The 24,456-nt window shown below is 70.3% G+C and carries 24 protein-coding genes; 9 read left to right on the top strand and 15 right to left on the bottom strand.

Features of this window, described 5'->3' with window-relative positions; genetic code table 11:
* Nucleotides 1-165: 165 nt before the first annotated feature.
* Both CVS47_RS05140 and CVS47_RS05135 read left to right on the top strand, forming a co-directional pair.
* Complete coding sequence (locus CVS47_RS05140) at nucleotides 166-1,185, top strand: isopenicillin N synthase family dioxygenase (protein WP_127095132.1); 1,020 nt, start codon at nucleotides 166-168, stop codon at nucleotides 1,183-1,185.
* A 67-nt stretch (nucleotides 1,186-1,252) separates the two neighbouring features.
* Entirely contained in the window at nucleotides 1,253-2,194 is a 942-nt protein-coding gene (locus CVS47_RS05135; protein WP_164734606.1) for a linear amide C-N hydrolase, read from the top strand.
* 106 nt (nucleotides 2,195-2,300) lie between these two features.
* On the opposite strand, the gene rpsO is transcribed toward CVS47_RS05135, so the two are convergent.
* Nucleotides 2,301-2,570, bottom strand: coding sequence for a 30S ribosomal protein S15 (gene rpsO, locus CVS47_RS05130; protein WP_127095130.1), 270 nt, complete (start codon nucleotides 2,568-2,570; stop codon nucleotides 2,301-2,303).
* A gap of 180 nt (nucleotides 2,571-2,750) precedes the next feature.
* Between rpsO and CVS47_RS05125 the strand changes: the two genes are divergently transcribed.
* Nucleotides 2,751-4,061 (top strand): MFS transporter, encoded by a 1,311-nt coding sequence (locus CVS47_RS05125; protein ID WP_241240285.1) that lies wholly within the window; start codon nucleotides 2,751-2,753, stop codon nucleotides 4,059-4,061.
* 122 nt (nucleotides 4,062-4,183) lie between these two features.
* Nucleotides 4,184-5,176 (top strand): DMT family transporter, encoded by a 993-nt coding sequence (locus CVS47_RS05120; protein WP_241240284.1) that lies wholly within the window; start codon nucleotides 4,184-4,186, stop codon nucleotides 5,174-5,176.
* Here CVS47_RS05120 and CVS47_RS05115 read toward each other — a convergent pair.
* From CVS47_RS05115 to hisD (CVS47_RS05100), 4 genes are all read right to left on the bottom strand, one after another.
* Nucleotides 5,142-5,702 carry a YceI family protein gene (locus CVS47_RS05115; RefSeq protein ID WP_127095129.1) on the bottom strand — a complete coding sequence of 187 codons (561 nt, stop codon included), beginning with the start codon at nucleotides 5,700-5,702 and terminating at the stop codon, nucleotides 5,142-5,144. The two genes, CVS47_RS05120 and CVS47_RS05115, sit on opposite strands and share 35 nt — an antisense overlap.
* 151 nt (nucleotides 5,703-5,853) lie before the next feature.
* On the bottom strand, nucleotides 5,854-6,222 hold the full coding sequence (locus CVS47_RS05110; RefSeq protein WP_127095128.1) for an FKBP-type peptidyl-prolyl cis-trans isomerase: 369 nt from the start codon (nucleotides 6,220-6,222) through the stop codon (nucleotides 5,854-5,856).
* Nucleotides 6,223-6,435: 213 nt separating this feature from the next.
* A complete protein-coding gene (locus CVS47_RS05105) occupies nucleotides 6,436-7,605 on the bottom strand; it encodes a PrsW family intramembrane metalloprotease (RefSeq protein ID WP_127095127.1) in 1,170 nt (389 codons plus the stop codon).
* Nucleotides 7,606-7,751: 146 nt separating this feature from the next.
* Nucleotides 7,752-9,068: a histidinol dehydrogenase gene (gene hisD / locus CVS47_RS05100; protein ID WP_127095126.1), complete on the bottom strand. Its 1,317-nt coding sequence runs from the start codon at nucleotides 9,066-9,068 to the stop codon at nucleotides 7,752-7,754.
* Between the two features lie 78 nt (nucleotides 9,069-9,146).
* On the opposite strand from hisD (CVS47_RS05100), the gene CVS47_RS05095 reads away from it, so the two are divergent.
* Nucleotides 9,147-10,097: a LysR family transcriptional regulator gene (locus CVS47_RS05095; RefSeq protein ID WP_206502761.1), complete on the top strand. Its 951-nt coding sequence runs from the start codon at nucleotides 9,147-9,149 to the stop codon at nucleotides 10,095-10,097.
* Here CVS47_RS05095 and CVS47_RS05090 read toward each other — a convergent pair.
* The 4 genes from CVS47_RS05090 to CVS47_RS05075 form a co-directional block, all read right to left on the bottom strand.
* Nucleotides 10,088-10,894, bottom strand: coding sequence for a nitrilase-related carbon-nitrogen hydrolase (locus CVS47_RS05090; protein WP_127095125.1), 807 nt, complete (start codon nucleotides 10,892-10,894; stop codon nucleotides 10,088-10,090). The genes CVS47_RS05095 and CVS47_RS05090 overlap by 10 nt on opposite strands.
* An 11-nt stretch (nucleotides 10,895-10,905) precedes the next feature.
* Nucleotides 10,906-12,072 (bottom strand): cupin domain-containing protein, encoded by a 1,167-nt coding sequence (locus CVS47_RS16900; protein ID WP_127095124.1) that lies wholly within the window; start codon nucleotides 12,070-12,072, stop codon nucleotides 10,906-10,908.
* Nucleotides 12,073-12,099: 27 nt separating this feature from the next.
* Nucleotides 12,100-13,080 carry a nuclear transport factor 2 family protein gene (locus CVS47_RS05080; RefSeq protein ID WP_127095123.1) on the bottom strand — a complete coding sequence of 327 codons (981 nt, stop codon included), beginning with the start codon at nucleotides 13,078-13,080 and terminating at the stop codon, nucleotides 12,100-12,102.
* A 119-nt stretch (nucleotides 13,081-13,199) separates the two neighbouring features.
* A complete protein-coding gene (locus tag CVS47_RS05075; RefSeq protein WP_127095122.1) occupies nucleotides 13,200-14,201 on the bottom strand; it encodes a LacI family DNA-binding transcriptional regulator in 1,002 nt (333 codons plus the stop codon).
* 106 nt (nucleotides 14,202-14,307) lie between these two features.
* Here CVS47_RS05075 and hisD (CVS47_RS05070) point away from each other — a divergent pair, with 106 nt between their 5' ends.
* From hisD (CVS47_RS05070) to CVS47_RS05060, 3 genes are read left to right on the top strand one after another with little or no spacing between them, the layout of a single operon-like run.
* Nucleotides 14,308-15,639, top strand: coding sequence for a histidinol dehydrogenase (hisD, locus tag CVS47_RS05070; RefSeq protein WP_127095121.1), 1,332 nt, complete (start codon nucleotides 14,308-14,310; stop codon nucleotides 15,637-15,639).
* On the top strand, nucleotides 15,636-16,394 hold the full coding sequence (locus CVS47_RS05065) for an SDR family NAD(P)-dependent oxidoreductase (protein WP_127095120.1): 759 nt from the start codon (nucleotides 15,636-15,638) through the stop codon (nucleotides 16,392-16,394). Before hisD (CVS47_RS05070) ends, CVS47_RS05065 begins: the two co-directional genes overlap by 4 nt.
* Nucleotides 16,394-17,137, top strand: a complete 744-nt coding sequence (locus tag CVS47_RS05060; RefSeq protein WP_127095119.1) for an HpcH/HpaI aldolase family protein — start codon at nucleotides 16,394-16,396, stop codon at nucleotides 17,135-17,137. Before CVS47_RS05065 ends, CVS47_RS05060 begins: the two co-directional genes overlap by 1 nt.
* A gap of 232 nt (nucleotides 17,138-17,369) precedes the next feature.
* On the opposite strand, the gene CVS47_RS05055 is transcribed toward CVS47_RS05060, so the two are convergent.
* The 4 genes from CVS47_RS05055 to CVS47_RS05040 all read right to left on the bottom strand — a co-directional run bounded on the left by CVS47_RS05055 (nucleotide 17,370) and on the right by CVS47_RS05040 (nucleotide 21,226).
* Entirely contained in the window at nucleotides 17,370-18,056 is a 687-nt protein-coding gene (locus CVS47_RS05055; RefSeq protein WP_127095118.1) for an alpha/beta fold hydrolase, read from the bottom strand.
* Between the two features lies 1 nt (nucleotide 18,057).
* Nucleotides 18,058-18,957, bottom strand: coding sequence for a carbohydrate ABC transporter permease (locus CVS47_RS05050; protein WP_127095117.1), 900 nt, complete (start codon nucleotides 18,955-18,957; stop codon nucleotides 18,058-18,060).
* The gene (locus CVS47_RS05045; RefSeq protein WP_127095116.1) at nucleotides 18,954-19,826 is read right to left on the bottom strand and encodes a carbohydrate ABC transporter permease; all 873 of its coding nucleotides are present in this window, start codon (nucleotides 19,824-19,826) and stop codon (nucleotides 18,954-18,956) included. The genes CVS47_RS05050 and CVS47_RS05045 overlap by 4 nt, the downstream gene beginning before the upstream one ends.
* Nucleotides 19,827-19,918: 92 nt before the next feature.
* On the bottom strand, nucleotides 19,919-21,226 hold the full coding sequence (locus tag CVS47_RS05040; RefSeq protein WP_127095115.1) for an ABC transporter substrate-binding protein: 1,308 nt from the start codon (nucleotides 21,224-21,226) through the stop codon (nucleotides 19,919-19,921).
* Nucleotides 21,227-21,419: 193 nt separating this feature from the next.
* Between CVS47_RS05040 and CVS47_RS05035 the strand changes: the two genes are divergently transcribed.
* On the top strand, nucleotides 21,420-22,286 hold the full coding sequence (locus tag CVS47_RS05035; protein WP_127095114.1) for a fumarylacetoacetate hydrolase family protein: 867 nt from the start codon (nucleotides 21,420-21,422) through the stop codon (nucleotides 22,284-22,286).
* A gap of 74 nt (nucleotides 22,287-22,360) precedes the next feature.
* On the opposite strand, the gene CVS47_RS05030 is transcribed toward CVS47_RS05035, so the two are convergent.
* Nucleotides 22,361-22,807, bottom strand: a complete 447-nt coding sequence (locus tag CVS47_RS05030; protein ID WP_127095113.1) for a DUF4190 domain-containing protein — start codon at nucleotides 22,805-22,807, stop codon at nucleotides 22,361-22,363.
* Between the two features lie 108 nt (nucleotides 22,808-22,915).
* A complete protein-coding gene (locus tag CVS47_RS05025) occupies nucleotides 22,916-24,388 on the bottom strand; it encodes an aspartate ammonia-lyase (RefSeq protein WP_127095112.1) in 1,473 nt (490 codons plus the stop codon).
* Between the last annotated feature and the right edge of the window lie 68 nt (nucleotides 24,389-24,456).

Here is a 24,456-nt window from a genome sequence, read left to right as displayed (position 1 = left end):
TTCAGTGGGAGGGGAGGACTCGGGCCGTCTCAGCAGGTAAGGCGAGCCTCAGTAAGTCTCACCTTACCTCCGCCGGCAGACGGCGCAAATCCCGCAGATGTCGCTGCGGCGGTAACGCGGGGCAACATTGGGCCGTCGGGGCCGGAGCCGATCTAGCCTCGATCCATGTCCGAGCCGACCCTGCCCATCCTCGATCTGTCCCGCCTCGACGACGGCCCCGAGGCCGCCGCGCGATTCCGCGACGATCTCCGCGCGGCGACCCACGATGTGGGGTTCTTCTACCTCACCGGAACGGGCGTCTCCCCTGAGCTCGAGCAGCGACTGCACGAGGCGGCCCGCGCGTTCTTCACGCTCCCCGAGGCCGAGAAGCTCGCCATCGAGAACATCACCAGCCCCCACTTCCGCGGCTACACGCGGGTGGGCGGGGAGCGCACCCAGGGCGCCGTCGACTGGCGCGAGCAGATCGACATCGGACCGGAGCGCGCCGCCGTCGACGACCCCGACGCGCCCGACTTCGCCCGTCTCACCGGACCGAATCTCTGGCCGGCCGCGCAGCCCGAGCTGCGAGAGGTCGTCTCGGAGTGGCACGACCACCTCTCCGGCGTGGCGCGCAAGCTGCTCCGCGCCTGGGCCCTGTCCCTCGGCGCTGCGGAGGGCTACTTCGACGACCACTTCGGCGAGCCGTCCACCCTCATCAAGATCGTCCGCTACCCCGGCACCGACGCCCCCGAGCCCCAGCAGGGCGTCGGCGCGCACAAGGACTCCGGTGTGCTGACGCTGCTGTGGGTCGAGCCCGGCAAGGGCGGTCTCCAGGTGGAGCGCGACGGCGAGTGGGTCGACGCCCCCTCCGTGCCCGGCGCCTTCGTCGTCAACATCGGTGAGCTGCTCGAGTACGCCACGCAGGGCTACCTGACGGCGACGAACCACCGGGTGATCTCGCCGCGGCTTCCGGACGACCGCATCTCGGTCCCCTTCTTCTTCAACCCCGCGCTCGATCAGCGCCTGCCGCTGCTCGAGCTGCCGGCAGAGCTGGCCGCCGAGGCCCGCGGCGTGACGCAGGACCCGAGCAACCCGATCCACGCCCTGTACGGCGAGAACGCGCTGAAATCCCGCCTGCGCGCCCACCCGGATGTCGCCGAGCGCTGGCACGGCGACCTCGTGAAAGCGCGCGCCGCGACATCCTGACGGCACATCCGCGACCGCCGCTGCGTCGCACCGTCTGCGGCCGTGTCCGGCGGCTACGCTCGCGCTCGTGTGCACCCGCATCTTCTGGAATGACAATGCCGTCGCCAAGACGGTCAGCCGCTGCATGGACTGGGCCGTCAGCGACGAGCCCGAGCTCTGGTTCGTGCCCCGTGGCACCGAACGCCGCGGCGGGCCCGACGAGGAGGCGCTGCGCTGGACGTCGCGCTACAGCAGCGTCGTCACCAGCATGTGGGGCGTGGGCACGGTCGATGGGATGAACGAGCGCGGGTTCGCCGCCCACGCCCTCTACCTCGACCCGGAGGACGTGTCCTTCCCGGAGCCCGACGGGCGGCCGACGCTCGCCAACGCCCTGTGGACGCAGTACCTGCTGGACTCCTACGCCACGGTCGCCGAGGCCGTGGCCGACCTCGACCGCGTGCGCATCACCTCGCCGCTGTTCCGGGGGCTGGAGATGGGCGTGCACATCGCCCTGGAGGACGCCAGCGGCGACGCGGCCGTCATCGAGCCGATCGACGGCGCCCTCGTGGTGCACCACGGACCGGAGTACACCGTGATGGCCAACTCCCCCGCGCTCGACGAGCAGCTCGCGAACCTCGCGCGCTACCGCCCGTTCGGCGGCGAGCTGCCGCCCCCGGGCGACATCACCTCGCTCGACCGCTTCGTGCGGGCCGCCTACTTCCTGCACCACCTGCCGGAGCCGGAGAACGAGGAGCAGGCCGTGGCCGGCGTGTTCCAGCTCATCGCGAACGTCTCGGTGCCGTTCGGGGCGCCGTACTCGACCGGCGACGTCTACCCGACGTGGTGGCGCGCCGGCGCCGACCTGACCAACCGGGTCTACTACTTCGGCGCGACCCGCAGCCCGAACATCTTCTGGGTATGCCTCGACGACCTCGCCGGGACCGCCGAGGTGCGGCGCCTCGACCCGACGCAGCTCTCGCTGGTGGGCGATCAGACGAGGGGACTCGAACCGGCGACGCTCAGCTACTGAGCGGCGTCCGGGCGCTTCGCGGACGCGCGCGACTGCGCGCCGGACAGCACGAAGGCCGCCCCACACCGTGGGACGGCCTTCGGAAGGCGATATACGCGGCTGCGAGTCAGCGGCGAAGCCCCAGGCGCTCGATCAGCGACCGGTAACGGGCGATGTCGATGTCCTGGAGGTAGCCGAGCAGACGGCGACGCTGACCGACCATCAGGAACAGACCACGACGCGAGTGGTGGTCGTGCTTGTGCTCCTTCAGGTGCTCGGTGAGGTCCTTGATGCGCTGCGACAGCATCGCAACCTGCACCTCGGGGGATCCGGTGTCACCGGGGTGCGTGGCGTACTGGTCGATGATCGCCTTCTTGGCGTCAGAATCGAGCGGCATAGATGGGATCCCCTTTCTCTCACTGCGCGGCGCCCGGCACACGATGTGCGAGCTCTCTTTATCCGCGGCCGATCAAACGGCAACCTTGCGAGTCTATCAGGGATGGGACGGATGCCGCGTCCCGAGGCTGCGGGCACCCGTTAGGGTCGGAGACGTGGTGGGCGCCGTCGGAACGAAGAGGTGAAGACGCGCCTGCGCCGCGAGCACTTCCTCGACCTGCGCCCCTTCTCCGCCAGCCCGGCGTTCGCGCGGCTCTGGATCGGCTCGACGCTCGCCGGACTCGGCGGACAGCTGACGATCGTCGCGGTCATGCTCCACGTCTACGAGCTCACGCAGGACACCTTCGCCGTCTCGATGATCGCCGTCGCCGGCCTCGTGCCCATGGTGCTCGCGGGCCTCTACGGAGGGATGCTGGCCGACGCGTTCGACCGCAAGACGGTGGCGCTCATCGCCGCATCCGTCACCTGGGTCTCCACCGCCGTGCTGGCCGGACTCGCCTGGGGCCACCTCGAGACGGTGTGGTGGCTCTACCTCCTCAGCGTCGTCAACGCCGCGGCGAACTCCATCGTGATGGCCACGAAGTCGGCGATCACACCGCGCCTCCTCCCCCGTGACCTCCTGCCGGCGGCCGCCGCGCTCAACGGCATCACCGTCGGCGTCATGGTGATGGCGGGGCCCGCGCTCGCGGGCATCCTCGTCGCGGTCGCCGGCTACCAGTGGACCTACACGATCGACGTCGTGCTGATGCTGTCTCTCTTCCTCGGCCTGTTCACGCTGCCGAGCATCCGTCCGGAGGGGGTCATCGTCAAGCCGGGCCTCGAGTCGCTGAAGGACGGGTGGACGTTCCTGCGGCGGGCGACCAACATCCGCCTGCAGTACCTCCTCGACATCACGGCGATGACCTTCGGCCAGCCGCTCGCGCTGTTCCCGGCGATCGGCGCCCTGCTCCTCGGCGGCGGGCCGATCACGACGGGCGTGCTGACGGCCGCGTTCGCGGCCGGGGCCTTCCTCTCGAGCCTGTTCTCCGGCCCGATCGGCAGGGTGCGCCACCACGGCATCGGCATCCAGCGGTCCATCCAGGTCTACGGGCTCGCGATCCTCGCCTTCGGCGCCGTGCTGCTGGCCGCCGCTCTCGGCGTCTTCGCGCCCGCCGACGTCGGCGAGCAGTCCGCGAACCTCGCGCTCATCGCCGTCGCCTTCGTCTTCCTCGCCGTCGCGGGCGCAGCCGACAACGTCAGCGCGATCTACCGCTCGACGATGATGCAGGCCGCCGTCCCCGACGCGATCCGCGGGCGTCTGCAGGGCATCTTCGTGGTGGTCGTGGCGGGCGGGCCCCGCGTCGGCGCGCTCTACGCCGGCACCCTCGCGACACTCACCACGCTGTGGTTCCCGCCGCTCATCGGCGGCCTGGTCATCGTGACGCTCGTGTGGCTGCTCGTGCGCGCGAACCCGCGCTTCCGCGACTACGACGCCCTGCATCCCGAGCCCTGAACCGCGCACCCGCGCCGGACGCGTCCTTCCTGGACGGCGCCGGACTGCCAGGTGTCGGCGGGTTTCGGACGCAGCTGTACACGCCCACGTGCCGCGTCGGCGGCCGGCGCTAGGTTCGCAGGGTGACCGACGCTCCGCGCACCCCGACCTCCGCCACCGTGACGGTGCAGTTCGTCCTGTGCGGCATCGTGTGGGGGTCGAGCTTCCTGTTCATGAAGGTCGGGCTGGAGGGGCTGAGCCCCGCCCAGGTGGCGTGGTCGCGCCTGGTGCTCGGGGCCATCACCCTCGGTGCGTTCGTGGCCATCCGGCGCGAGCGGCTGCCCCGCAGCATCCGTGTCTGGGGACACATGCTCGTGCTCGGCATCAGTTTCTGCGTGCTGCCGTTCCTGCTGTTCTCGTGGGCCCAGCAGCACGTCACGTCGGGCCTCGCGAGCATCTACAACGCGACCACGCCGATCATGACGGCGGTCATGGCGGGGCTGCTCTTCCGCGTCGAGAAGCTGCGACCCGTGCAGCTGACGGGCATCCTGATCGGGATGCTGGGGGTCGGGGTCATCATCGCGCCCTGGCAGGGGCTGGATCTCGCCCAGAGCATCCCCGCGCAGGTCGCCATGCTCGGAGCGACGGCCTGCTACGGCTTCAGCCTCGCGTACATGCGGCGCTTCGTGCCGCGCACCGGCATGAGCGCGCTCACCTTCTCGTTCCTCAACATCGGGCTCGGCGCCGCCGTCATGGTCGTCCTGACGCCGGCGATCGCACTCGGCCCGGTCTCGCTCACTCCGCCGGTCGTGCTGTCGATGATCGCGCTCGGCTGCCTCGGCACCGGCGTGGTCTACATCTGGAACCAGAACACGCTGCGCGCATGGGGGCCGACCCGCGCCTCGACGGTGACGTACATCACGCCGATCGTGGGCGTCGCCCTCGGGATGACGGTCCTGCAGGAGCCGCTGACCTGGAACGAGCCCGTCGGCGCCCTCGTCGTGTTCGCGGGCATCGTGCTGGCGCAGGACCGCCTGCGCGCCCTGGGACGACGAAGGGACCGCATCGCCGAGGCGAGCGGTCCCTCCGGAGCACCGGCGATCAGGCCTGGTGCGCGCCCTGCAGGTCGAGCGTGATGGTGACGTCCTTGCCGACGAGAACGCCGCCGGTCTCGAGCGCGGCGTTCCACGTCAGACCGAAGTCCTCGCGGTTGACGACGGCCTTGGCGGTCGCGCCGGCCTTGGAGTTGCCCCACGGGTCGGTGCCGAAGCCGCCGAACTCGAACTCGAAGGTGACGGGCTTGGTCACGCCGTGCATGGTCAGGTCGCCGTCGACGAGCATCTCGCCGTCCTCGACGCGGACGCCGGTCGAGACGAAGTCGATCGACGGGTAGGTCTCGACGTCGAAGAAGTCGGCCGAGCGGAGGTGCTGGTCGCGACCCTCGTCCTTGGTGTCGAGCGATGCGGCGTCCACGTGCGCGGTGACGGAGGCCTCGAGGGGGTTCTCCGGGGCGATGAAGGTGGCGCTCTTGATGCCGAAGGAGCCGCGCACCTTCGAGATCATCATGTGACGCACGGTGAAGCCGACCTCGCTGTGCGAGGGGTCGAGCTCCCACGTGCCGGGCTTGTATCCGGGGATGTCGATGGTGTTCGTGGTGGTCATGATGTCGGTCCTCCAAGACGGGCCGGTGATCCGGCGTTTCGGGAGATGGAACGCGGGACGCGCAGATCTATTCCCTTGAATGTATCAGGCGTCGGAGACGACGAAGGAGCGGATGCCGCGGCACCCGCTCCTCCGGTCTCGCTCAGCGGGATCAGCCGACGGCGAGCAGATCGATGATGAAGATGAGGGTCTTGCCGCCGAGGAAGTGTCCGCCGGCGGGACCGTACGCCAGGTGCGGCGGGATGACGAGCTCGCGGCGGCCGCCGACCTTCATGCCCGGGATGCCGTCCTGCCACCCCTGGATGAGGCCGCGAAGGGGGAACTGGATGCTCTCGCCCCGGCCCCAGGAGGAGTCGAACTCCTCGCCGGACTCGTACTCGACGCCGGCGTAGTGCACGGTGACCGTGTCGCCGGGCTTGGCCTCGGCGCCGTCGCCCACCTCGATGTCGCGGATGACGAGGTCGCTGGGGGCGGGGCCCTGGGGGGCGTCGAATTCGGGCTTGGTGCGTTCGTTGGTCATGGGTCCATCCAACCCGAGCCGAGCGGGCGGGTCAAAGCGCCGGGGCCCGATGCACACCCCGTACACAGACTCAGCGCCCGGTGCCGCGGCGATGCCTGCGTGTCAACCGAGCGCTGAGTTGGTCTTCTCCCATGGTGCCCAGAGCGTGCGGGGCTGTCAAGGGCCGTGCCGGACGCCGTGATCGCGGCCGGCGCGGCCGGACGACACGCGCTGTCAGCGGGCGAACAGCGCAGCTCGGGCGGCGACCGACCGCTGCAGCAGCACGTGCTCGTCTCGGGCGGCCGCGGCATCGCGGCCCGACAGCGCGCGCTGACGGGCCGCGGCGAGCGCCGTCGCCTCGGTGATGAAGGCCTTCATCGTGCCGGCTCGGTCGCCGGGCAGGCTGCGTGCCCAGGCGATGCCCGCCCGCCGTCCGGCCGGCGTGGCCAGCATGTCGACCTCCTGGGCGGTGAACCATCCGACAGCCGCGTACTCCCCCAGCCGGGCGCGGGTGAGCCGCGCCTCCTCCCGGCGCAGCGCCAGCACTCCGAGCACGAACAGGACGAAGAGGGGCACCTGCAGCGTGGCGTAGAGCGCGAAGAAGTCGAAGAAGGCCGCGGAGCCGTTCCACAGCGCGTGCAGCACGGCGGCGCCCGCCATTCCCGCCACCCACAGCCCGAGCGCCTGCCCCGCGCGGAGTCCCCGGCGCGCGGCGAGTCCCAGCGCGAAGCCCGTGACCGCGGTGAACATGACGTGCGCGAACGGCGAGAGCACGCCCCGCAGGAAGAACGTGACCGTCGCCTGGGTCGCGCCGCCCTCGATGAGGCTGACGGCGAAGTACTGGATGTTCTCGGTGAAGGCGAAGCCGGCGCCCACGAGCGCGCCGTACACGACCCCGTCCACCGGACCGTCGAACGCCCGACGGGCCGTCACGAAGATGAGGAAGACGCCGAGGCCCTTCGCGAACTCCTCCACGAGGGGCGCCTGCACGACGGAGCTGAGCGCCTCCGCCGCGGGCGTGTCGGCCCGGCCGAGCACGAGCGTCAGCAGCAGATCGACCCCCAGCGCGATCGCCACGGCCACGACGGCGCCCCACGCCACAGCGAGGATCACCAGGCTCCGCGGCTCCGGCTCCCACCGGTCGATGAGGCGCACCGCGAACAGCACCCCCGCGAGCGGGATGAGCGCGAGGACCATTCCGGCGATGGATGCCGCGGGCCCGAGTGCCGCGAGGAAGTACCCCGCGACGGCCAGCAGCACCACGACGGTGACGGCGATGAGCCAGATCGACGCGCTGCGTCCCTTGCGGGGGACGACGGGAAGCACCGGAGGGGATGCCGGCGGCCGGACGATGCTCGCCGGCGTCCCGTCGTGCGGTCGGGACAGCGGGGACGGAGAGGTCATGGCGCACAGCCTATGAGTCCCCGCGCATCCCGATCCGCGCGTGCGCTCGACCCGTCATCGAGCGCACGGAGCGTGGGCCGGTCGTCGAGCGGGCGAGGCGACGACCGGTCGTCGAGCGGGCGAAGCGGGACGAGACGCGGCGCCGCTCAGGCGTAGGTGGCGAGGCGCATGGTGGCGGTGGCGCTGTGGGCGGCCATGCCCTCGGAGTCGGATATCACCTGGACGGCGTTCGCGAGCTCCGGCGTCGCCTCGCGCACGATGCGCTGGTAGGTGAGCGGCTTCAGGAAGCGCGACACCGACAGGCCGGCGCTGTGCTTGGCGCCGCCCGCGGTCGGGAGCACGTGGTTGGTGCCCGCCATCCCCTTGTCCGAGTAGGCGACGGTGCTCCACGGTCCGAGGAAGATCGAGCCGTAGTTGCGCAGCCGGTCGTGGTACCAGTCGTCGTCGGCCGAGATGACCTCGAGGTGCTCCGGCGCCAGATCGTCCATGAGCGCAGCAGCCGTCTCGCGGTCGTCGGCGACCGTCACCGAGCCGTAGTCGCGCCAGGCGGGCCCGGCGATGGGCTCCGTCGCGAGTCCGGCGAGCTGACGGTCGACAGCGGCGACGACGGCGCGGCCGTGCTCCTCCGACGTCGTCACGAGCGCGGCGGGCGAGTTCGGGCCGTGCTCGGCCTGCCCGAGGAGGTCCGCGGCCACGATCTCGGGGTCGGCGGTCTCGTCGGAGATGACCGCGACCTCGGAGGGCCCCGCGAGCAGGTCGATGGCGACGGCGCCGAACAGCTGTCGTTTCGCCTCGGCGACGAAGGCGTTGCCCGCGCCGACGAGCATGTCGACGGGCAGCTCGCCCAAGAGCCCGTACGCCATCGCCGCGAGCGCCTGCACCCCGCCGAGGACGAACACGCGGTCCACACCCGACAGGTGCGCGGCGTAGACGACCGCGTCGTTGGCGCCGCCGTGCGGCTGGGGCGGCGTGCAGGCGATGACCGTCGGCACGCCGGCCTCCTTGGCCACGCCGACGGTCATGAACGCGCTCGCCGTCAGGGGGAAGCGACCGGCGGGCAGGTAGGCGCCGACGCGGGAGACCGGGACGTAGCGCACGCCCGTGACGAGCCCGGGCACGAGCTCCGTCTGGAAGCCCGTCAGATGCGAGCGCTGCTCGACCGCGAACGCGCGGGTGCGCTGCGATCCGAGCTCGATCGCCGCGCGGAGGTCGGCGGGCAGCCGGTCGCCGCTCGAGGCGATGCGGTCGGGTGCGAGCTCGACCTCTCCCCCGCTGTAGCCGTCGAGCGATCGGGCATAGTCGAGTACGGCGTCCATGCCGCGGCGCTGGATGTCCAGCAACATGCGGGAGACCGTCTCGATCACCGCCGGGTCGCGCTGGGCGGCCGGCGCGTCGACGAGCGGCGTCTTGAGGTGGTGGAACGAGCCCCGGAGGCCCTCGAGGACGGCAGGAGTGAAGCGCATGCCCTCACGTTAGGTCGGCGCGTGATCCCCCACAAGACCAGTGGTTCCGATGCTCAGCACAGGGTTTACCATTGCCTCGTGACCATCGTGCAGCTGCGGGCGTTCCTGGCCGCGATGGACCTCGGATCGTTCACCGCCGCAGCCGACGAGCTCGACATCACGCAGGCCTCGGTGTCGGAGCTCATCGCCCGACTCGAGCGGGAGCTGGGTGCCCCGCTGTTCACCCGCGGCGGCCGCAGGCTCGTGCCCACCGAGGCCGCACACGCCCTCCGGGCGCACGCCGGCCAGGCGGTCGGCGCGATCGACAACGGCGTGGAGTCGGTGCGCGCCCTCCGGTCGCTCGAGGGAGGAACGTGCACGTTCGGCGTGCTGCGCAACGCCGCGTACTACGACCTCGGCGATCTCGTGCAGACCTTCCACCGCCGGCATCCGCTCGTGAAGGTCCGTCTGGTGGGTCTCAATTCCGCGCTCGTGGCCACCTCGATCGCGGCCGGCGAACTGGAGGCGGGCGTCGTCGTGCTCCCGGTCGAGGAGGCGGGTCTCCGCATCACGCCGCTCTTCCGGGACGAGGTGCTGTTCGCGTCGTCGGAGCGGAGCCCGGATGCCGGCCCGCTGACCATCGCGGAGGTGGCCGAGCGGAAGCTGGTGCTCTACGACGCCTACGCGGGGTGGAGCGATCCGACCCGACGCCAGCTGCGCGCCCGTGCGCGGCTGGAGGGCCTCACGCTGGATCCGGCCATCGAGGTGGAGCACGTGGAGACGGCGCTCAGCGTCGTGGCGTCCGGTGCGGCCGACACCATCGTGTCGCGCACCATCGCCGAGTCGCCCGGGTTCCCCGACGGCATCCTGCTGACGCCGTTCGCTGAGCCGCTGCACGACACGATCGCGCTCGTCCAGCGGGAGGGCGCCACCCTCTCGCCCGCCACGCAGCGTCTGTCCGACCTCGCGCAGGACATGCTCCGGGAGCGGGTGGCCCGTCACGCCGGTCGCATCGCGGCCGGCGATTCCCCGGTGGACGCTCAGGAATAGAGGTCGGGCCGTCGATCGGCGAAGAGGTCGTTGTGCGGCGGCAGGCTCTTGTCTCCGGCCGGCCGGAGCGACAGTGTCGCGGAGGCGGTCTCCGCACCGGCCTGTTCGGCCGCGGGCCAGCCGTCCTCGTCGATGACGCTCGTCCCGCCGGTCCAGGCGACTCCGCGCTCGCTGCCCCGGCGGTCGGCGATGACCGTCGCGAGGCGCGACGACCGCGCCGCCGCCATCGCCTGGATGACCTCCGGCGCGCGCTCGCCGTCGGGTCGCGGCACCAGGGGCCAGTTGACCGGCAGGGCGAGGATGTCGGCGCCCGCGAGGGCGAGTCTGCGCGGCACCTCCGGGAACTCGTTGTCGTAGCAGATGGCCACGGCAAGTCGTCCGATCGGGGTGTCGTAGACCTCGCCGGCCCGCTCACCCGGTGTGAAGAGAGCAGCCTCGCCGCCCCACAGGTGCGCCTTCCGGTAGTCGCCGATCCGCGCGTCGCGGGTCAGCACCGCGGCCGTGTTGTAGACGGCGGTCCCGTCGCGCTCGGCGTAGCCCACGACGGCCACGGTTCCCTCGGGCAGCGTGGCCGACAGCTCGCGCCACAGCGGGTCCTCGCGCGTGACGGCAGCGGCCGCGGCCTCCGCGGCGTCGTGGAAGACGTATCCGCTGGTCGCGAGCTCGGGCACCACGATGAGCTGCGCGCCGTCGGACCCGGCGCGGGTCAGCGCGTCGGCGATCCGCGCGACGTTGGCCGCGACCTCGCCCAGACGGATGTCGGGCGAGATCGCGGCCACGCGCAGGGTGCGGGTCACGCTCCCGTGGTTCAGTCGTCCTCCGTCGCCGTGACCATGACGCCGACCGGCGCCAGGTAGCCGTTGGGGTCGATCATCCAGTCGGCGTCGCGCGCGGCATCCACGACCTCCGGAGCCCACTCGAGGTAGACGCGGTCGTCGCCGCCGTTGACGACGAGGAGCTCGCCCGCGCCGCCCTCGCCGGCCTCGATGCAGCGGAAGGCGCGCCATGCGTCCACCGGCACGGAGAAGGAGTCCGAGGGTCCGAGCTCGACGGTCGTCGACGGGTCGCCGTTGAGCGTGACCGCCCAGCGCCCCGACTTCACCAGGAGCGCCTGCGTCCGGCTGTGCCGGTGCCGCAGCATCCCCTCGTCCTCCGCCGCGCGCACCCACGCCATGTTGAACGAGTGCGGCTCGTGGATGTTCGGCACCTGACGGCGGTCTTCGCTCATGCCGTAGCCGATCGCGAGCGCGAGCTCGGCGGCACCGCCCGGAAGTGCGGCGCACAGCAGCGCGTGGCGGCTGTAGACGCGGTCGGCGGGCTGGATGACGCGTCCGCGCATCTGCTCCACCGAGTAGGTCGTCAGCTCGTCGACGTACTTCTGCTGGATCGGCTTGATCAGCGCGACGTCATCGGGCAGCACGTCGCCGGCGACGGTGTCGATGAGCTGGTTGTCGGCCGTCAGGTGCAGGCCGTACGACTCCGCCTCCTTGAGCACCGACGGCCCCCAGATGATGCCGCCCGTGACGTCGCGTCCGAGGACGGTCCACAGGATGCCCTCGTCCGGGCCCTCGTTCGTGAAGCCGCGGAAGATCCAGGTCGGGATGGAGATGACGTCGCCGTCCGTGCTGACGTATTCGCCCTGCGTGCCGTCGATGCCCCAGCGCAGGCGGAACTCGCCGCCCAGGTTGACGAACACCTCGGCGGTGAAGTGCAGGTGCAGGTTGTTCGAGATGCCGTTGGGCATTCCGGCGGCACCCGTGTTGAAGCCGTGCTCCTCGGTCAGGTTGATGACCTGACCGGCATTCTGGGAGACGCCGCCGCCGATGAAGGCGTAGTTCTCCTTGCGGTCGGAACCGGGGGTGCGGCAGTCGATGAACGCGGCGCGGTGGGGCGCCCAGTCCGACTTGAGGATGGTCCGCCGCTCGATCTCGGTCGCGTCGACGGTCACGTCGTGGCTGAGGTGATCGGTGCTCATGGTGTGCTCTTCTTTCTTCGGTGACGTTCAGTAGATGTTCGAGAAGCCGATGGGCTCGTCGCCGCGCATGCCGGCGATCTGGGCGCGCAGGGCGATGTCGTCCCAGAGACGCACCTCCTTGACGAGGGCGCCGTTGTGGAAGGTGAACTGCGAGATGCCCAGCAGGTCGATGGGCCGCCCGGTCAGCGGTCCGTAGTTCGGCACCCCGATGTAGTCGCCGACGAACTTCCACGTGACCGCCACGCGGAGGCCTGCGTATCGGACGTCGTAGTTGGTCTGGATGTCGCGGATCTCGAACCGTCCCGCGGGGAACGACTCGAGGAAGCGCAGCAGCGCGCGACGGTAGCCCTCCGGGCGGATCACGAGACGGTCGCCCACGGTCTGCATCACGAGATCGCGGAGGAAGAACTTCTCGACCTTCTGCAGGTCGCGGTCGTTCCACACGGTCTGGATCATGTCGATGACGGTCTCGACCTCGGAGCGGTGGTCGTCGGGGCGCGCACCCGAGTCACCGCGGGCGATCGGGTCGGCGGGCGCCGGCTCGGTCCACGAACCGGTGTAGCCGCGGAAGGCCTGCGCACGGGCGAGCTCGTCCAGATCCTCCCCGCGACGCAGCGCTCCCGCGAGGGAGTCGCGCACGACCCACTCCTCGACCATGCGTCCGCGGCGATACAGGCAGTTGGCGATGGTGCGGCTGTGGTCGCCGCTGTGCAGGTCGGAGGACAGCACGAGGTGCGAGCTCAGGAAGGCGTCGTCTCCCCGTGCCTCCCAGATGACGTCCTCGGCCTGGCCGACGCGGTCGGGCGTCGCCGAGATGCGCATCAGCGACCCCTCGATGACTTCGTCGCGGGTCGTGGAGGTGCCGTAGGCGCCGTGGACGATGGAGTCCGGTTCGTAGTTCTCGCGGATGTAGCTGATCGACCGGTCCACCCAGATCAGATCGGTCACCTCGCGGATGAAGTCGTCGGGGTCCGCGTACGGCTGGTAGGCAACCGGGTCGAGAGGCACTCGTTCGCTCCTAGTGTTCCGCGCCGCCGTTCCGACGACGCTGGGGATGTCGTGCCGTCAGTGTATGCGTATGCACAACGCCGATGCAAGGGCCGCGCGACCGCGGCGGCCGGAGCCACTCAGCGCGACGCGGCGGCGGCGAGCGTGCGGCGCTCGACGAAGGAGGTCTCGTACTCGACGTGGGCGAGCGGAGCGTCGGGCTCCTCGATGCGCCGCGCCATCAGGCGCGCGGCCTCCCGGGCCATGCCCGACAGGTCGTAGGCGATCGTGGTGAGCTCGATGATCGGCCAGGCGGCCGGCGGGAGGTCGTCGAATCCGACGACGGACACATCGCGGGGGACGTCGAATCCGGCGCGCCGGGCCGCGTTCAGGGCGCCGTACGCCACGACGTCGTTTCCGCAGAAGATCAGCGTCGGCGGCGCGGGCATCGCCAGCAGCTCGGTGGTCGCCGCGTCGCCTGACGCCGTGTCGTAGGGTCCGCGCCGCACGGTGTCGGGTTCGAGCACGAGACCGTGCTCGGCGAGCGCCGCGCGCAGCGCGAGCTCGCGCGACTGCGCCGTGCTGGTGTTGCTGGGGCCGAGGACGGCACCGATACGCCGGTGTCCGAGCTCGACGGCGCGCGTCACGGCCTCGCTCAGACCGCGCGAGGGCGCGACCACCGTGGCGTCGGCGTCGACGTACGCCGCCGTGCGGTTGAAGTAGACGAACGGCAGGCTGCGGTCGCGCAGACGCAGGGGCGCGACGGAGTCCACCGTCGTGGTGGCCAGGATCACGCCGTCCAGACCGTTCGCGATCAGTCGCTCGGCCACCGTCTCGTTGTCGGCGGTCTCGGTGTGGAGCATCAGCTGGTAGCCGATGCCCTCGAGCTCGTCATGGACCGGCGCGATGATGTTCGAGTAGAACTGGTTCTTCAGATCCGTCACGAGCAGACCGATGCGGCGGGTGCGTCCCGACGACAGCGCGCGACCCGCCTCGCTGGGCACGTAGCCCAGCAGCACGGCCGCGTCGCGCACGCGCTTCTTGGTGTCCTCCGACACGCGCGGGTCATCCCGCAGCGCGCGGGACACCGTGGGCTGCGATACCCCCGCGAGCCGGGCGACGTCTCTGCTGGTGACAGCCATCGCACCCCCTCGGCCCACTCCGTCAGGCGAAGTCTAGCGGACGGGTTGCTCTGGCATGCATACGAAGTCATAATGTCTACATACGTATGTACGAAAGGGAGCACTGATGCCTCGATTCCTCAAGAGCGCGCCGACGAAGTCGTTCACCGACACGACCCAGGCGGACGTCGCCACCCGGGTCGGCGCGATCATCTCGGACATCCGGTCGAACGGCGACGACGCCGTGCGCCGCTACGCCGAGGAGTTCGACCGCTGGACCGAGCCGTTCCGGCTCGACGACGCGCGGGTCGCGGAGATCATGGCGACGCTCGACCAGCAGGTGATCGACGACATCGTCTTCGTGCAGGAGCAGGTCCGCCGGTTCGCGCAGGCTCAGCGCGACTCGCTGGTCGACATCGAGGTCGAGACCCTCCCCGGCGTCCACCTCGGACAGAAGCACGTTCCCGTCCAGGCCGCCGGCGCGTACATCCCGGGCGGGAAGTACCCCTTGACGGCCTCCGCGCACATGACGATCATCACCGCCAAGGTGGCCGGCGTCCCCCGTGTCGTGGCGTGCACGCCGCCCATCCGCGGCGAGATCCCCGCCGCGACCGTGGCGGCGATGAAGCTCGCCGGCGCGGACGAGATCTACATCCTCGGCGGCGTGCAGGCCGTGACCGCCATGGCCGTCGGCACCGAGACCATCGCGCCGGTGAACATGATCGCCGGTCCCGGGAACGCGTACGTGGCGGAGGCGAAGCGCCAGCTCTTCGGCGAGGTCGGCATCGACCTGTTCGCCGGACCGACCGAGATCCTCATCGTGGCCGACGACGACGCCGACCCGTTCCTCACGGCCGTCGACCTGCTGTCCCAGGCGGAGCACGGGCCGGAGTCGCCCGCGGTGCTGATCACCACCTCGGAGGCGCTGGGCCGCCGGGTGATGGAGCACATCGAGCAGCTGCTGCCCGGCATGCCCACCCGCGACTACGCCGGACCGGCCTGGCGCGACTGGGGTCAGGTGATCGTGGTGGACGACCTGGACGAGGCCTACGCGCTCGCCGACGACTTCGCCTTCGAGCACGTGCAGATCTTCACCGCCGAGCCGCGCGCCGCGCTGGAGAAGATGCACGACTACGGCGCGCTCTTCCTCGGCGAGAACACCTGCGTCTCCTACGGCGACAAGGTCATCGGCACCAACCACGTTCTCCCGACGCTGGGCGCCGCCCGCTACACGGGCGGCCTCTGGGTCGGGAAGTACCTCCGCACCGTCACCTACCAGGAGATCACCGACACCGCCTCGTCCGCGACGCTCGGCGAGGTCTGCGGTCGGGCCGCCCGCGTGGAGCTGTTCGAGGGGCACGCCCGCTCCGGCGACGTGCGGTCCTGGCGGCACGGCGGGACGCAGCACGACTGGATCGCGCAGACCGAGGGCGCCGGCGCCGGGACCCCGGCCCGGTGAGCGACCTCGGCGGTCGCGTCGCCCTCGTGACCGGGGGCGGCAGCGGGCTGGGCGCGGCCATCGCGACCGCCCTCCACGCCGCCGGCGCGGACGTCGTGGTGGTCGGGCGAGACGCGTCGAAGCTCGCCGGGATCGTCGAGCGTCTCGGCGATCGGGCGCGAGCTGCCGCGTGCGACGTCTCCGATCCGTCGTCCGTCGACCGGCTCCGCGAGGAGCTCGAGGGCACCCCCGTATCGATCCTGGTGAACAACGCCGGGATCGCAGGACCGGTCGCCGCGCTCACCGACATCTCGGTCGAGGAGTGGGACGAGGTCTTCGACGTCAACGTCCGGGGCACGTTCCTCATGTGCCGCGCCTTCCTCCCCGGGATGACCGCGCGGGGTTCCGGCGACGTCATCAACATCGCGTCCGTGTCGGGCAAGCGCCCGCTCGCCCACCGCACGCCCTACACCGCCTCCAAGATGGCGGTGATCGGACTGACCTCGACGCTCGCGTTCGAGGTCGGGCCGGCGGGGGTCAGCGTGAACACCCTCTCCCCCGGTCCCGTGGCCGGCCCGAGGATGGAGCGCAACTTCCGGCTGGAGGCGGAGCGTTCGGGCGGCTCGGTGGCCGACGCCGAGGAGGCGTTCGTCTCGCGATCGGCTCTCCGGCGGATGGTGACCGAGGAGGAAGTCGGCGCGGCCGTCGTCGCGATGCTCGCGATGCCCGGCATGTGCGGGGCGGACGTCGACCTGTCGGCCGGGATGATCGCGTGATGCGCCCGTCGCTGCGGTCCCGCGCTCACGCCGGAGAGCGGCTGGTGGGCGTCCTGCTGCGGATGCCGGCGGAGGAGCTCGTCGAGATGGCCGCTGTCGCCGGCTTCGACTTCATCCTGGTCGACTGCGAGCACGGCCCCGCCGACCTGATCCCGCTGCGCCAGCACATCGCCGTGGCGTCCCTCCACCAGGTGCCGGTGATCGTGCGGATCGGCGAGGGCGACACCGGCATGATCCTCCGGGCGCTCGACCAGGGGGCGGAGGGCATCCTCGCCCCGCACCTGGACGATGCGGCGCAGGCCGCAGCCCTCGTCTCGGCGGCACACTATCCGCCCGTCGGCACCCGCGGGTTCGCGACCTACAGCCGGGCCGGACGCTTCGGCCAGGTGCCGGCGTCCGAGCACCGCGATCGCTTCCTCGCCGACACCCTCGTGCTGGGCATGATCGAATCGCCCACCGGCGCGGCGGCCACCGCGGAGATCATCGGCACCCCCGGTCTCGACGGCATCATGATCGGTCCCGCCGACCTGGCCGCGTCCTCGGGACCCGACGATCCGTCGCCCGCCGACTCCACCGCCAGGGTCAACACGGCGCTGGCGGACGCCGGGCGGCTGCGCATGGACATCGTCGGCACCTCCGCTGCGGCGCGTGCGGCTTTCGACGACGGCGCCGGCCTCGTCGTCTACAACCTCGCGCACTCGCTGATGGAGCACTTCCGCATGCTGCGCGACGCGCGGGACTGAGCGCGAAGCGCGGGACTGAGCGCGAAGCGCGGGACTGAGCGCGAAGCGCGGGACTGAGCGCGAAGCGCGGGACTGAGCGCGAAGCGCGGGACTGAGCGCGAAGCGCGGGACTGAGCGCGACCCGCGGGACTGAGCGCCCCCGCGGGGTGGGCGCGACCCGCGGGGTGGGCGCGACCCGCGGGGTGAGCCCGGCGTTCGGCGAACCGGAACACCCGCGCGTCGCGCGACCGACTCAGCCCAGCCGGGTGCGGAACGCGCGCACGAGCGCCCCGATCTGGTCGGGCCGCTCGAGCGGGAGGAGGTGGCCGGCGTCCACGGCCACGACGCGGGCTCCGGGAAGCGCGGCGGCGATCTCGGTGTGGAACGTCGGCGGGCAGATGGCGTCCGCCGTCCCGGAGATCACCAGCGCCGGCACCCTCACCTCCGGAAGCCGCGCGAGGAGGTCGTGACGGGTGGACTGCAGGAGGAGCTGTGCGCGCAGCATCCGCTCGCCCGTCTCCTCCCCCATCGCGACGACTCTCGTGACGAGGTCAGGGCGGGCGAGGCCTTCAGCCGACAGCAGCGCCGGCAGGATCGACCTCTGGAGCTCCGCCGCCGTCGCGCCGTCGTCGAGCTGCCGCGTCCACTCCCGCCATCCCGCCTGCTGGGCATCCGTCGGCGCCTTGGCGTTGGTGGAGGCGAAGCACAGCCCGGCGACGCGGTCGGGAGCGCGAACGGCGAGCTCCATGGCGACGATGGCCCCGAGGGACAGCCCGCCCAGCACGAAGCGCTCGGGAAGGGTGTCGGCGAGCTGCTCGACCTGCTCGTCGATCGTCGGCCGGTCGAGCACCGGCGTGAGGGCGTCGTCGACCCCGCACCCGGTCCACAGCTCGGCGGTGCAGTTCATCCCCGCCAGCAGGACGAGCGGGAGCCCTCCCACGTCAGCCCTTGACGGCGCCGTCGCTCAGGCCCGCCACGAGGTACTTCTGGGCGATGAAGGCGATGAGGATCACGGGGATCGTCAGGAGCATGGATGCCGCGCCGGCCTGCTGCAGCATGGGCAGCGTCTGTCCGAGCTGCGTGGCGATGAAGACCGGCACGGTCTTGGACGACGTGTCGGTGAGCACGAGGGCGGTCAGGTACTCCTGGAACGCGAACAGGAACACGAAGATGCCGGCGGTGAGGATGCCCGGGCCCATGAGCGGGATCATGACGCGCCGCAGCATCCCGATGCGGGTGCAGCCGTCGATCATCGCCGCCTCGTCCAGCTCGCGCGGGATCTCGGCGAAGAAGTTGCGCAGCAGCCAGATGGTGAACGGCTGATTGATCGCGACGAGGGCGATCGCGAGCGCGAAGGTGGTGTCGTAGATGCCCAGCGCACGGCTGATGTCGTACATCGGGAGCACGACGGCGAAGCGCGGAAGGGCGCGGAAGACCAGCGCCAGCACCAGCAGCAGGGCCGAGATGTAGCTCGGGAACCGGGAGAGGGCGTAGGCCGCCGGGATGCCGATCACCAGGGCGATCACGGTGGAGATCACCGCGACGGCCAGCGTGTTGACGAGGTAGTCGGCGAAGTAGGTGGTCTGCCACAGGTCGACGAACGCCTTGAAGGTGGGCTCGTAGCCGAACAGCACCGGCGGGTTCGCGAAGGCGACGTCGGTGGGCTTGGTCACCGACAGCGTCATCCAGATGAACGGGCTGAGCATGAGCACGCACAGCAGCCCGAGGAGGGTGCCGGTGAGGAGGCGCACACGGCGTCCGGCCCGCGGGCGGCGGTTCTTCCCCTTGAGGTCGCCGGTGGTGATGGCCCGCGTCGACAGGGTCTCGGTGGTGAGGGTCATCGCGCGGCCTTCGCTTCCTTGAAGATCCCTCGGATGAAGGGGATGAGCATGACGAGGATGAGCAGGATGGTCAGGACGTTGATCGCGCTGCCGAGGCCGAGCTCGTTCGCCCCGTTGGCGAAGGCGACCGAGTAGACGTAGAGCATGATCGACTCGTTGCCGATCGTCTCGGCCTGCGGCGACAGCGGGATGAGCACGTCGAAGAGGCGCAGCACGTCCATGATCGAGATGAGCGTGACGAAGCCGAGCACTCCGCGGATGGTCGGGATGATCACGCTGAGGTGGGTCTGGAAGGCGTTGGCGCCGTCGATGCGGGCGGCTTCGCGCAGCTCGACCGGCACGCCCTGCAGCCCCGCGAGGATGATGAGCATCGCGAACGGGAGCATCTGCCAGACCGTGTTCGCGATGACGAGGATGGCGTTGGGCACCTGATCGGTGAACCACAGCACCTGCGTTCCGCCGAGAAGACCGATGAACCGGTTCACGACGCCGCCGAAGTTGTCATCGAACAGCCAGGAGAACGCCACGGCCCCGACGAGGTTCGGCAGCACGTACGACACGAGCATGATGCCGAGCACCAGGGGTCGCGTGAGCCGAAGGGTGTTGACCGCGGTGGCGATCAGGTACCCGAAGACGATGAGGATGGCCGTGGTCACCACCGTGACGGCCACCGTGAAGATCACCGCCCGGTGGAACCGGGGGTCGGTGAGGGCGTCGGCGAAGTTCCCCAGCCCGACGAAGGTGCCGGGCGTGCCGTACCGCACGTTCTCGAAGCTCCACTGCACGGTGCGCGCCAGGGGAAGGATGAGCAGGGCGCTCATGATCAGCAGGCTGGGGGAAAACAGCAGCCAGAATTCGCGGGCCTTCATCGGAGCGACTCCCTTCGATCGACGACCGCGGCCTGTGCCGGACGGCACAGGCCGCGGTCGTTCCGTTCACCGGTGGGTGGGTGGGGTGGGCGTCAGCCCGCGACCTTCTCGGCGGCGGCCTGCATCTGCGCCAGACCGTCGTCGACCGTGAGGTTGCCCGCCAGGACCTGCGCCAGGATCGGCGTGATCTCGTTGCTGACGGGAGCGAGCACCGGCGACACGACCGGGGGCATGGTGCCCGCGATCGAGTCGTTGGCCGCCTGTCCGTAGGGCGAGTTGTCGGGGGTCATCATGCCCTCGCGGGCCGGGTAGGCGGCCGGCACGGATGCCTTCGATGCGTCCTCGCTGACCGCCGAGGCCATCATCACGAAGAGCATGTCGGGATCGAGCTTCGTGTTGAAGGGGATCGACCACCCGTCGATGGAGAGACGGTTGTACAGGTACTGCGCGTCGGACGACACCTTCGGCGGTGCCGCGAAGGCGAACGAGTCCGAGAGCTTGCTGTTCGCGGCATCCGTCAGGTCGCTCATGCGGCCGGAGAACATGATCGACATCGCCGCGGTGTTGTTGTACATCTGCTGCTGCACTTTGGGCTGGTCGAACGTCGTCACCTGCGGATCCATGTAGGGCTGCAGGCTCTGCATGGCCTCGAGGGCCTGCTTGCCCTCGGGGGTGTCGAGCGTGACCTCGCCGTCGGACGTGGTGAAGTCGGCGCCGAGGGAGTTCATGACCGCCTGGAAGCTGGTGGCGACGTCGGATGTGGCGAGCCACGGGAGGGCGATGGGGTACTCCATCTTGCCCGCGGCCTTGATGGCCTCGGCGGCGGTGATCATGTCGCCGAACGTCTTCGGCACCTCCAGCCCCAGCTCGTCGAAGATGTCGGACCGGTAGGCCATGATGAACATCTGCGCCTGCATCGGCAGGGCGTAGAGCTTGCCGTCGTACGACATGCCCGTGCGCATCGACTCGCTGATGCTGTCGAGCTCGTAGTCCGCCGCGTACTTGGCGAACAGATCGTCCAGCGGCATCAGCTTCTCGTCGTTCGCGAGGCTGGGGATGACGTAGCCGTACGTCTCGACGATGTCGTAGCTGCCGGTGTCGCCGGCCAGCGTCGCGGTCGTCTTGGTGACCTGACCGCCGAAGTCGATCGGGTCGTGCTTGACGGTGACGTCGTCCTTCGAGCAGCTCGACACCATGGTGTCGGTGAAGGGATCGATCGCGGAGGAGTTGTAGGCGAGCACGTTGACGGTGGTCGCGGATTCGGGTGCGGTGTAGTCGCAGGTGACGGAGGTGGCATTCTCATTGCCGGTGCGGCTGCCGGCGCCGCAAGCGGTGAGAGCGAATGCACCCACGGCCGCCATGGCCACGAGGGAGATGACGCGCTTCTTGGTAGATGACATGGCCACAGAGTATACGTATGCATTCGGGTAAGGGAAGCCTAAATCCGGGCGAGGTTATCGTTACATCCCCGCAACATGAATACGTATAGGGTTGACGCGTCAGGCGGTGCGTCCTCCGCCGTCGAGCCGGATGCTGCGGCCCCTCCACCCCGGAATGACGCGGCCGCCCGGCCCCGCCGGGTAGCGTGGAGGCATGCGCTTCGCCCATGTGTTCCTCGACGGAGCGGACGATCCTCGCCTCGTCACCATCATCGACGAGGACGCCGTCGTCGTCGAGGATCTTTTCGACGGCGCCCCGCGATTCCTCGAGGAGCTGATCGCGGGCGGTGACGATCTGCTCGCGCGCGTGCGCGACGCCGCGGCCGGCGCCGGCCCGCGGCATCCGGTCTCCGGTCTTCGCTTCGCCTCGGCGGTGCTCGCTCCACCGGTGGTGCTCGCGATCGGCCTGAACTACGCCGCGCACTCCAGCGAGCTCGGACTCAAGACCGACACCGCGCCCACGGTCTTCACCCTGTGGCCCAACTCGCTGACGGCCCACGAGGCCACGACCTCGTGGCCGCGCTCGCTCAGCGAGTCGGTGGACTACGAGGCGGAGCTCGGCGTCATCATCGGCCGGCCGGCGCACGACGTCTCGGCCGCCGACGCTCTGTCGCACGTCTGGGGCTACACCGTGGTCAACGACATCACGGCCCGCGACATCCAGTTCTCCGAGGCGCAGTGGTCGCGCTGCAAGTCGTTCGACGGCTTCACGCCCACGGGACCCTTCGTCGTCACGGCCGACGAGATCCCGGACCCGCAGGACCTCCACATCTGGGCCATCGTCGACGGGCGCACCGTGCAGGACGCGTCGACCGACCAGATGGTGCGCAGCGTCGCCACGCTCGTCGCGCACCTGTCGCAGTCGGCGACCCTGCTGCCCGGCACCCTGATCTCCACGGGCAGCCCCGGCGGCGCCGGCTACTCGCGCGATCCGCAGATCTTCCTCCGCGACCGCTCGACGGTGACCGTGGGCGTCGACGGCATCGGGTCGCTCACCACGCACTGCCGCATCCTCGACTGACGCGCGGGCGAGACGCGCGACACGGGACGCGAGAAGGCCCCGCCGCGCATGCGCGGCGGGGCCTTCTTGTGCGATCAGCGCGAGAGCGTCGAGCAGTCGATCTCCACGCCCTGGACGGTGACCGTCCCGGTGTAGCCGGCGGCCTCGCAGGCCTGCAGCGCGTCATTGGCGATGCCGGTGGCGGCGCCGATCGCTCCGATGACGAGGACGGCGACGATGATGCCCACGACCGTCAGGATCGCGCCGATGATGATGGCCGCGACGGCCGGACCGTTCTTGCGGCCGACCTTGCGGCTCTGCACGAGCGCGACGATGCCGAGGATCAGGCCGATCACGTTGAAGAAGATCGCCACGACGACCGCGACGATGCCGAGGGTCTTGCCCGGGTACGTCGTCGAGGTGCTGCCGTAATCGCCCGACCCGACCGGCGGGGCGGAGTTGTAGGGCGCCGGCTGGCCGGCGGCGGGCGGCGGCGAGTAGGCGGGGGGCTGTGAGTTGGCGGGTCCGTTGGGGTCAGTCATCGTGGCTCCTCGTGAGACGTCGGTTGTACAGGGACGTGTCACAAGGTAGCGGTGTCTGAGCGTTCGCCGACAGTGCACCGCCGTCGACGGCGCGTGTGGTATCGCCGGTCAGTCCTTCTCGGCCACCACGAGATCTTCCGCCGCCTGCACGATCGGGATCGCCGCGGTGATGGTCTCGAGCCCCGACAGGCGGGCCGGCGACAGCTGCTTCTGCACCTCTTCGCGCGACATGAGCCCCGCCTCGACGACGAGGTCGGCGACGTTGCGGTTCGTCAGCAGCGCCGTCTTGGCCAGGGCCGCCGACGCGGCGTAGCCGATGAACGGGGTGAGCGCCGTGACGACGCCCACCGAAGAGCCGACCATCGCGCCCAGGCGCTCGCGGTTGGCGGTGATGCCCTCGACGCAGTTGACGCGCAGGGTCCACATGGCCTGCCGCATCCACGTGATCGACTGGAAGATCGAGTGCGCGATGACCGGCTCGAAGGCGTTCAGCTGCAGCTGTCCGCCCTCCACGGCCATCGTCACGGTCATGTCGGCGCCGACGACGGCGAAGGCGACCTGGTTGACGACCTCGGGGATCACCGGGTTGACCTTGCCGGGCATGATGCTCGATCCCGCCTGGCGCGCCGGCAGGTTGATCTCGCCGAGGCCGGCCTGCGGACCGCTGGAGAGCAGGCGCAGGTCGTTGCAGATCTTCGAGAGCTTGACCGCGTTGCGCTTGAGCGAGGCGGAGAACGACATGAAGGCGCCGGTGTCGCTCGTGGACTCGACGAGGTCGACCGCGGTCTCCAGGTCGAGCTCGGTGATACGGCGCAGCTGGTGCAGCACGGCAGAGGAGTAGCCCGAGTGGGCGGTGATGCCGGTGCCGATGGCCGTGGCGCCCATGTTGATCTCGTAGAGCAGGTACGCGTTCTCCTTGAGCCGGTTGTGGTCCTCCCCCAGCGTCGTGGCGAAGCCGTGGAACTCCTGGCCGAGCGTCATCGGCACCGCGTCCTGCAGCTGCGTGCGACCGACCTTGAGCACGTCGTGGAACTCGACGGCCTTGGCGAGGAACGCCTGGCGCAGCAGGCTCAGCTCGTCGAGCAGGCTCTGGAGCGTCAGCGCGAGGCCGATCTTGATGGCCGTCGGATATACGTCGTTCGTGGACTGGCTGCGGTTCGTGTGGTCGATCGGCGACAGGAAGGCGTAGTCGCCCTTCTCCCGACCGGCGAGCTCGAGCGCGATGTTGGTGATGACCTCGTTCGCGTTCATGTTGGTGGAGGTTCCGGCCCCGCCCTGGATGACGCCGACGACGAACTGCTCGTGGTACTGGCCGTCGATGACCAGCTGGGCCGCGCGGTCGATGAGGTCGGCCTTCTCCGCGTCCAGGTCGCCGATCTCGGCATTCGCGCGGGCGGACGCCTGCTTGACCATCGCCAGCGCGACCACCAGGTCGGGGTAGACGGAGATCGGTCGCTTCGCGATCGGGAAGTTCTCCAGCGCCCGGGCCGTGTGGATGCCCCAGTAGGCGTCCTCCGGGATCTCGAGCGAGCCGAGCGAGTCGGTCTCGGTGCGGGTGCGCGTCATTGCGTCCAGTGCCATGTGAAGAGTCCTTGTGGGTCACGAAGCGAGAGGGGGGATCCTCCGAGCGTACTCGGCGACCTTCGGGC

The sequence above is a fragment of the Microbacterium lemovicicum genome, assembly GCF_003991875.1.
In the GTDB taxonomy this organism is placed as follows: domain Bacteria; phylum Actinomycetota; class Actinomycetes; order Actinomycetales; family Microbacteriaceae; genus Microbacterium; species Microbacterium lemovicicum.
Note: the sequence above shows the minus strand (reverse complement) of the source record. Positions and strands in the feature narration are given on the sequence as shown.

Coding starts and splice junctions, on each gene's coding strand:
- hisD (WP_127095121.1), top strand. CDS start 14,308: ATGCCTCGATTCCTCAAGAGCGCGCCGACGAAGTCGTTCACCGACACG.
- CVS47_RS05045 (WP_127095116.1), bottom strand. CDS start 19,826: ATGAAGGCCCGCGAATTCTGGCTGCTGTTTTCCCCCAGCCTGCTGATC.
- CVS47_RS05025 (WP_127095112.1), bottom strand. CDS start 24,388: ATGGCACTGGACGCAATGACGCGCACCCGCACCGAGACCGACTCGCTC.
- CVS47_RS05110 (WP_127095128.1), bottom strand. CDS start 6,222: ATGACCAACGAACGCACCAAGCCCGAATTCGACGCCCCCCAGGGCCCC.
- CVS47_RS05140 (WP_127095132.1), top strand. CDS start 166: ATGTCCGAGCCGACCCTGCCCATCCTCGATCTGTCCCGCCTCGACGAC.
- CVS47_RS05075 (WP_127095122.1), bottom strand. CDS start 14,201: ATGGCTGTCACCAGCAGAGACGTCGCCCGGCTCGCGGGGGTATCGCAG.
- CVS47_RS05105 (WP_127095127.1), bottom strand. CDS start 7,605: ATGACCTCTCCGTCCCCGCTGTCCCGACCGCACGACGGGACGCCGGCG.
- CVS47_RS05115 (WP_127095129.1), bottom strand. CDS start 5,702: ATGACCACCACGAACACCATCGACATCCCCGGATACAAGCCCGGCACG.
- CVS47_RS05030 (WP_127095113.1), bottom strand. CDS start 22,807: ATGACTGACCCCAACGGACCCGCCAACTCACAGCCCCCCGCCTACTCG.
- CVS47_RS05040 (WP_127095115.1), bottom strand. CDS start 21,226: ATGTCATCTACCAAGAAGCGCGTCATCTCCCTCGTGGCCATGGCGGCC.
- rpsO (WP_127095130.1), bottom strand. CDS start 2,570: ATGCCGCTCGATTCTGACGCCAAGAAGGCGATCATCGACCAGTACGCC.
- CVS47_RS16900 (WP_127095124.1), bottom strand. CDS start 12,072: ATGAGCACCGATCACCTCAGCCACGACGTGACCGTCGACGCGACCGAG.
- CVS47_RS05060 (WP_127095119.1), top strand. CDS start 16,394: ATGCGCCCGTCGCTGCGGTCCCGCGCTCACGCCGGAGAGCGGCTGGTG.
- CVS47_RS05050 (WP_127095117.1), bottom strand. CDS start 18,957: ATGACCCTCACCACCGAGACCCTGTCGACGCGGGCCATCACCACCGGC.
- hisD (WP_127095126.1), bottom strand. CDS start 9,068: ATGCGCTTCACTCCTGCCGTCCTCGAGGGCCTCCGGGGCTCGTTCCAC.
- CVS47_RS05035 (WP_127095114.1), top strand. CDS start 21,420: ATGCGCTTCGCCCATGTGTTCCTCGACGGAGCGGACGATCCTCGCCTC.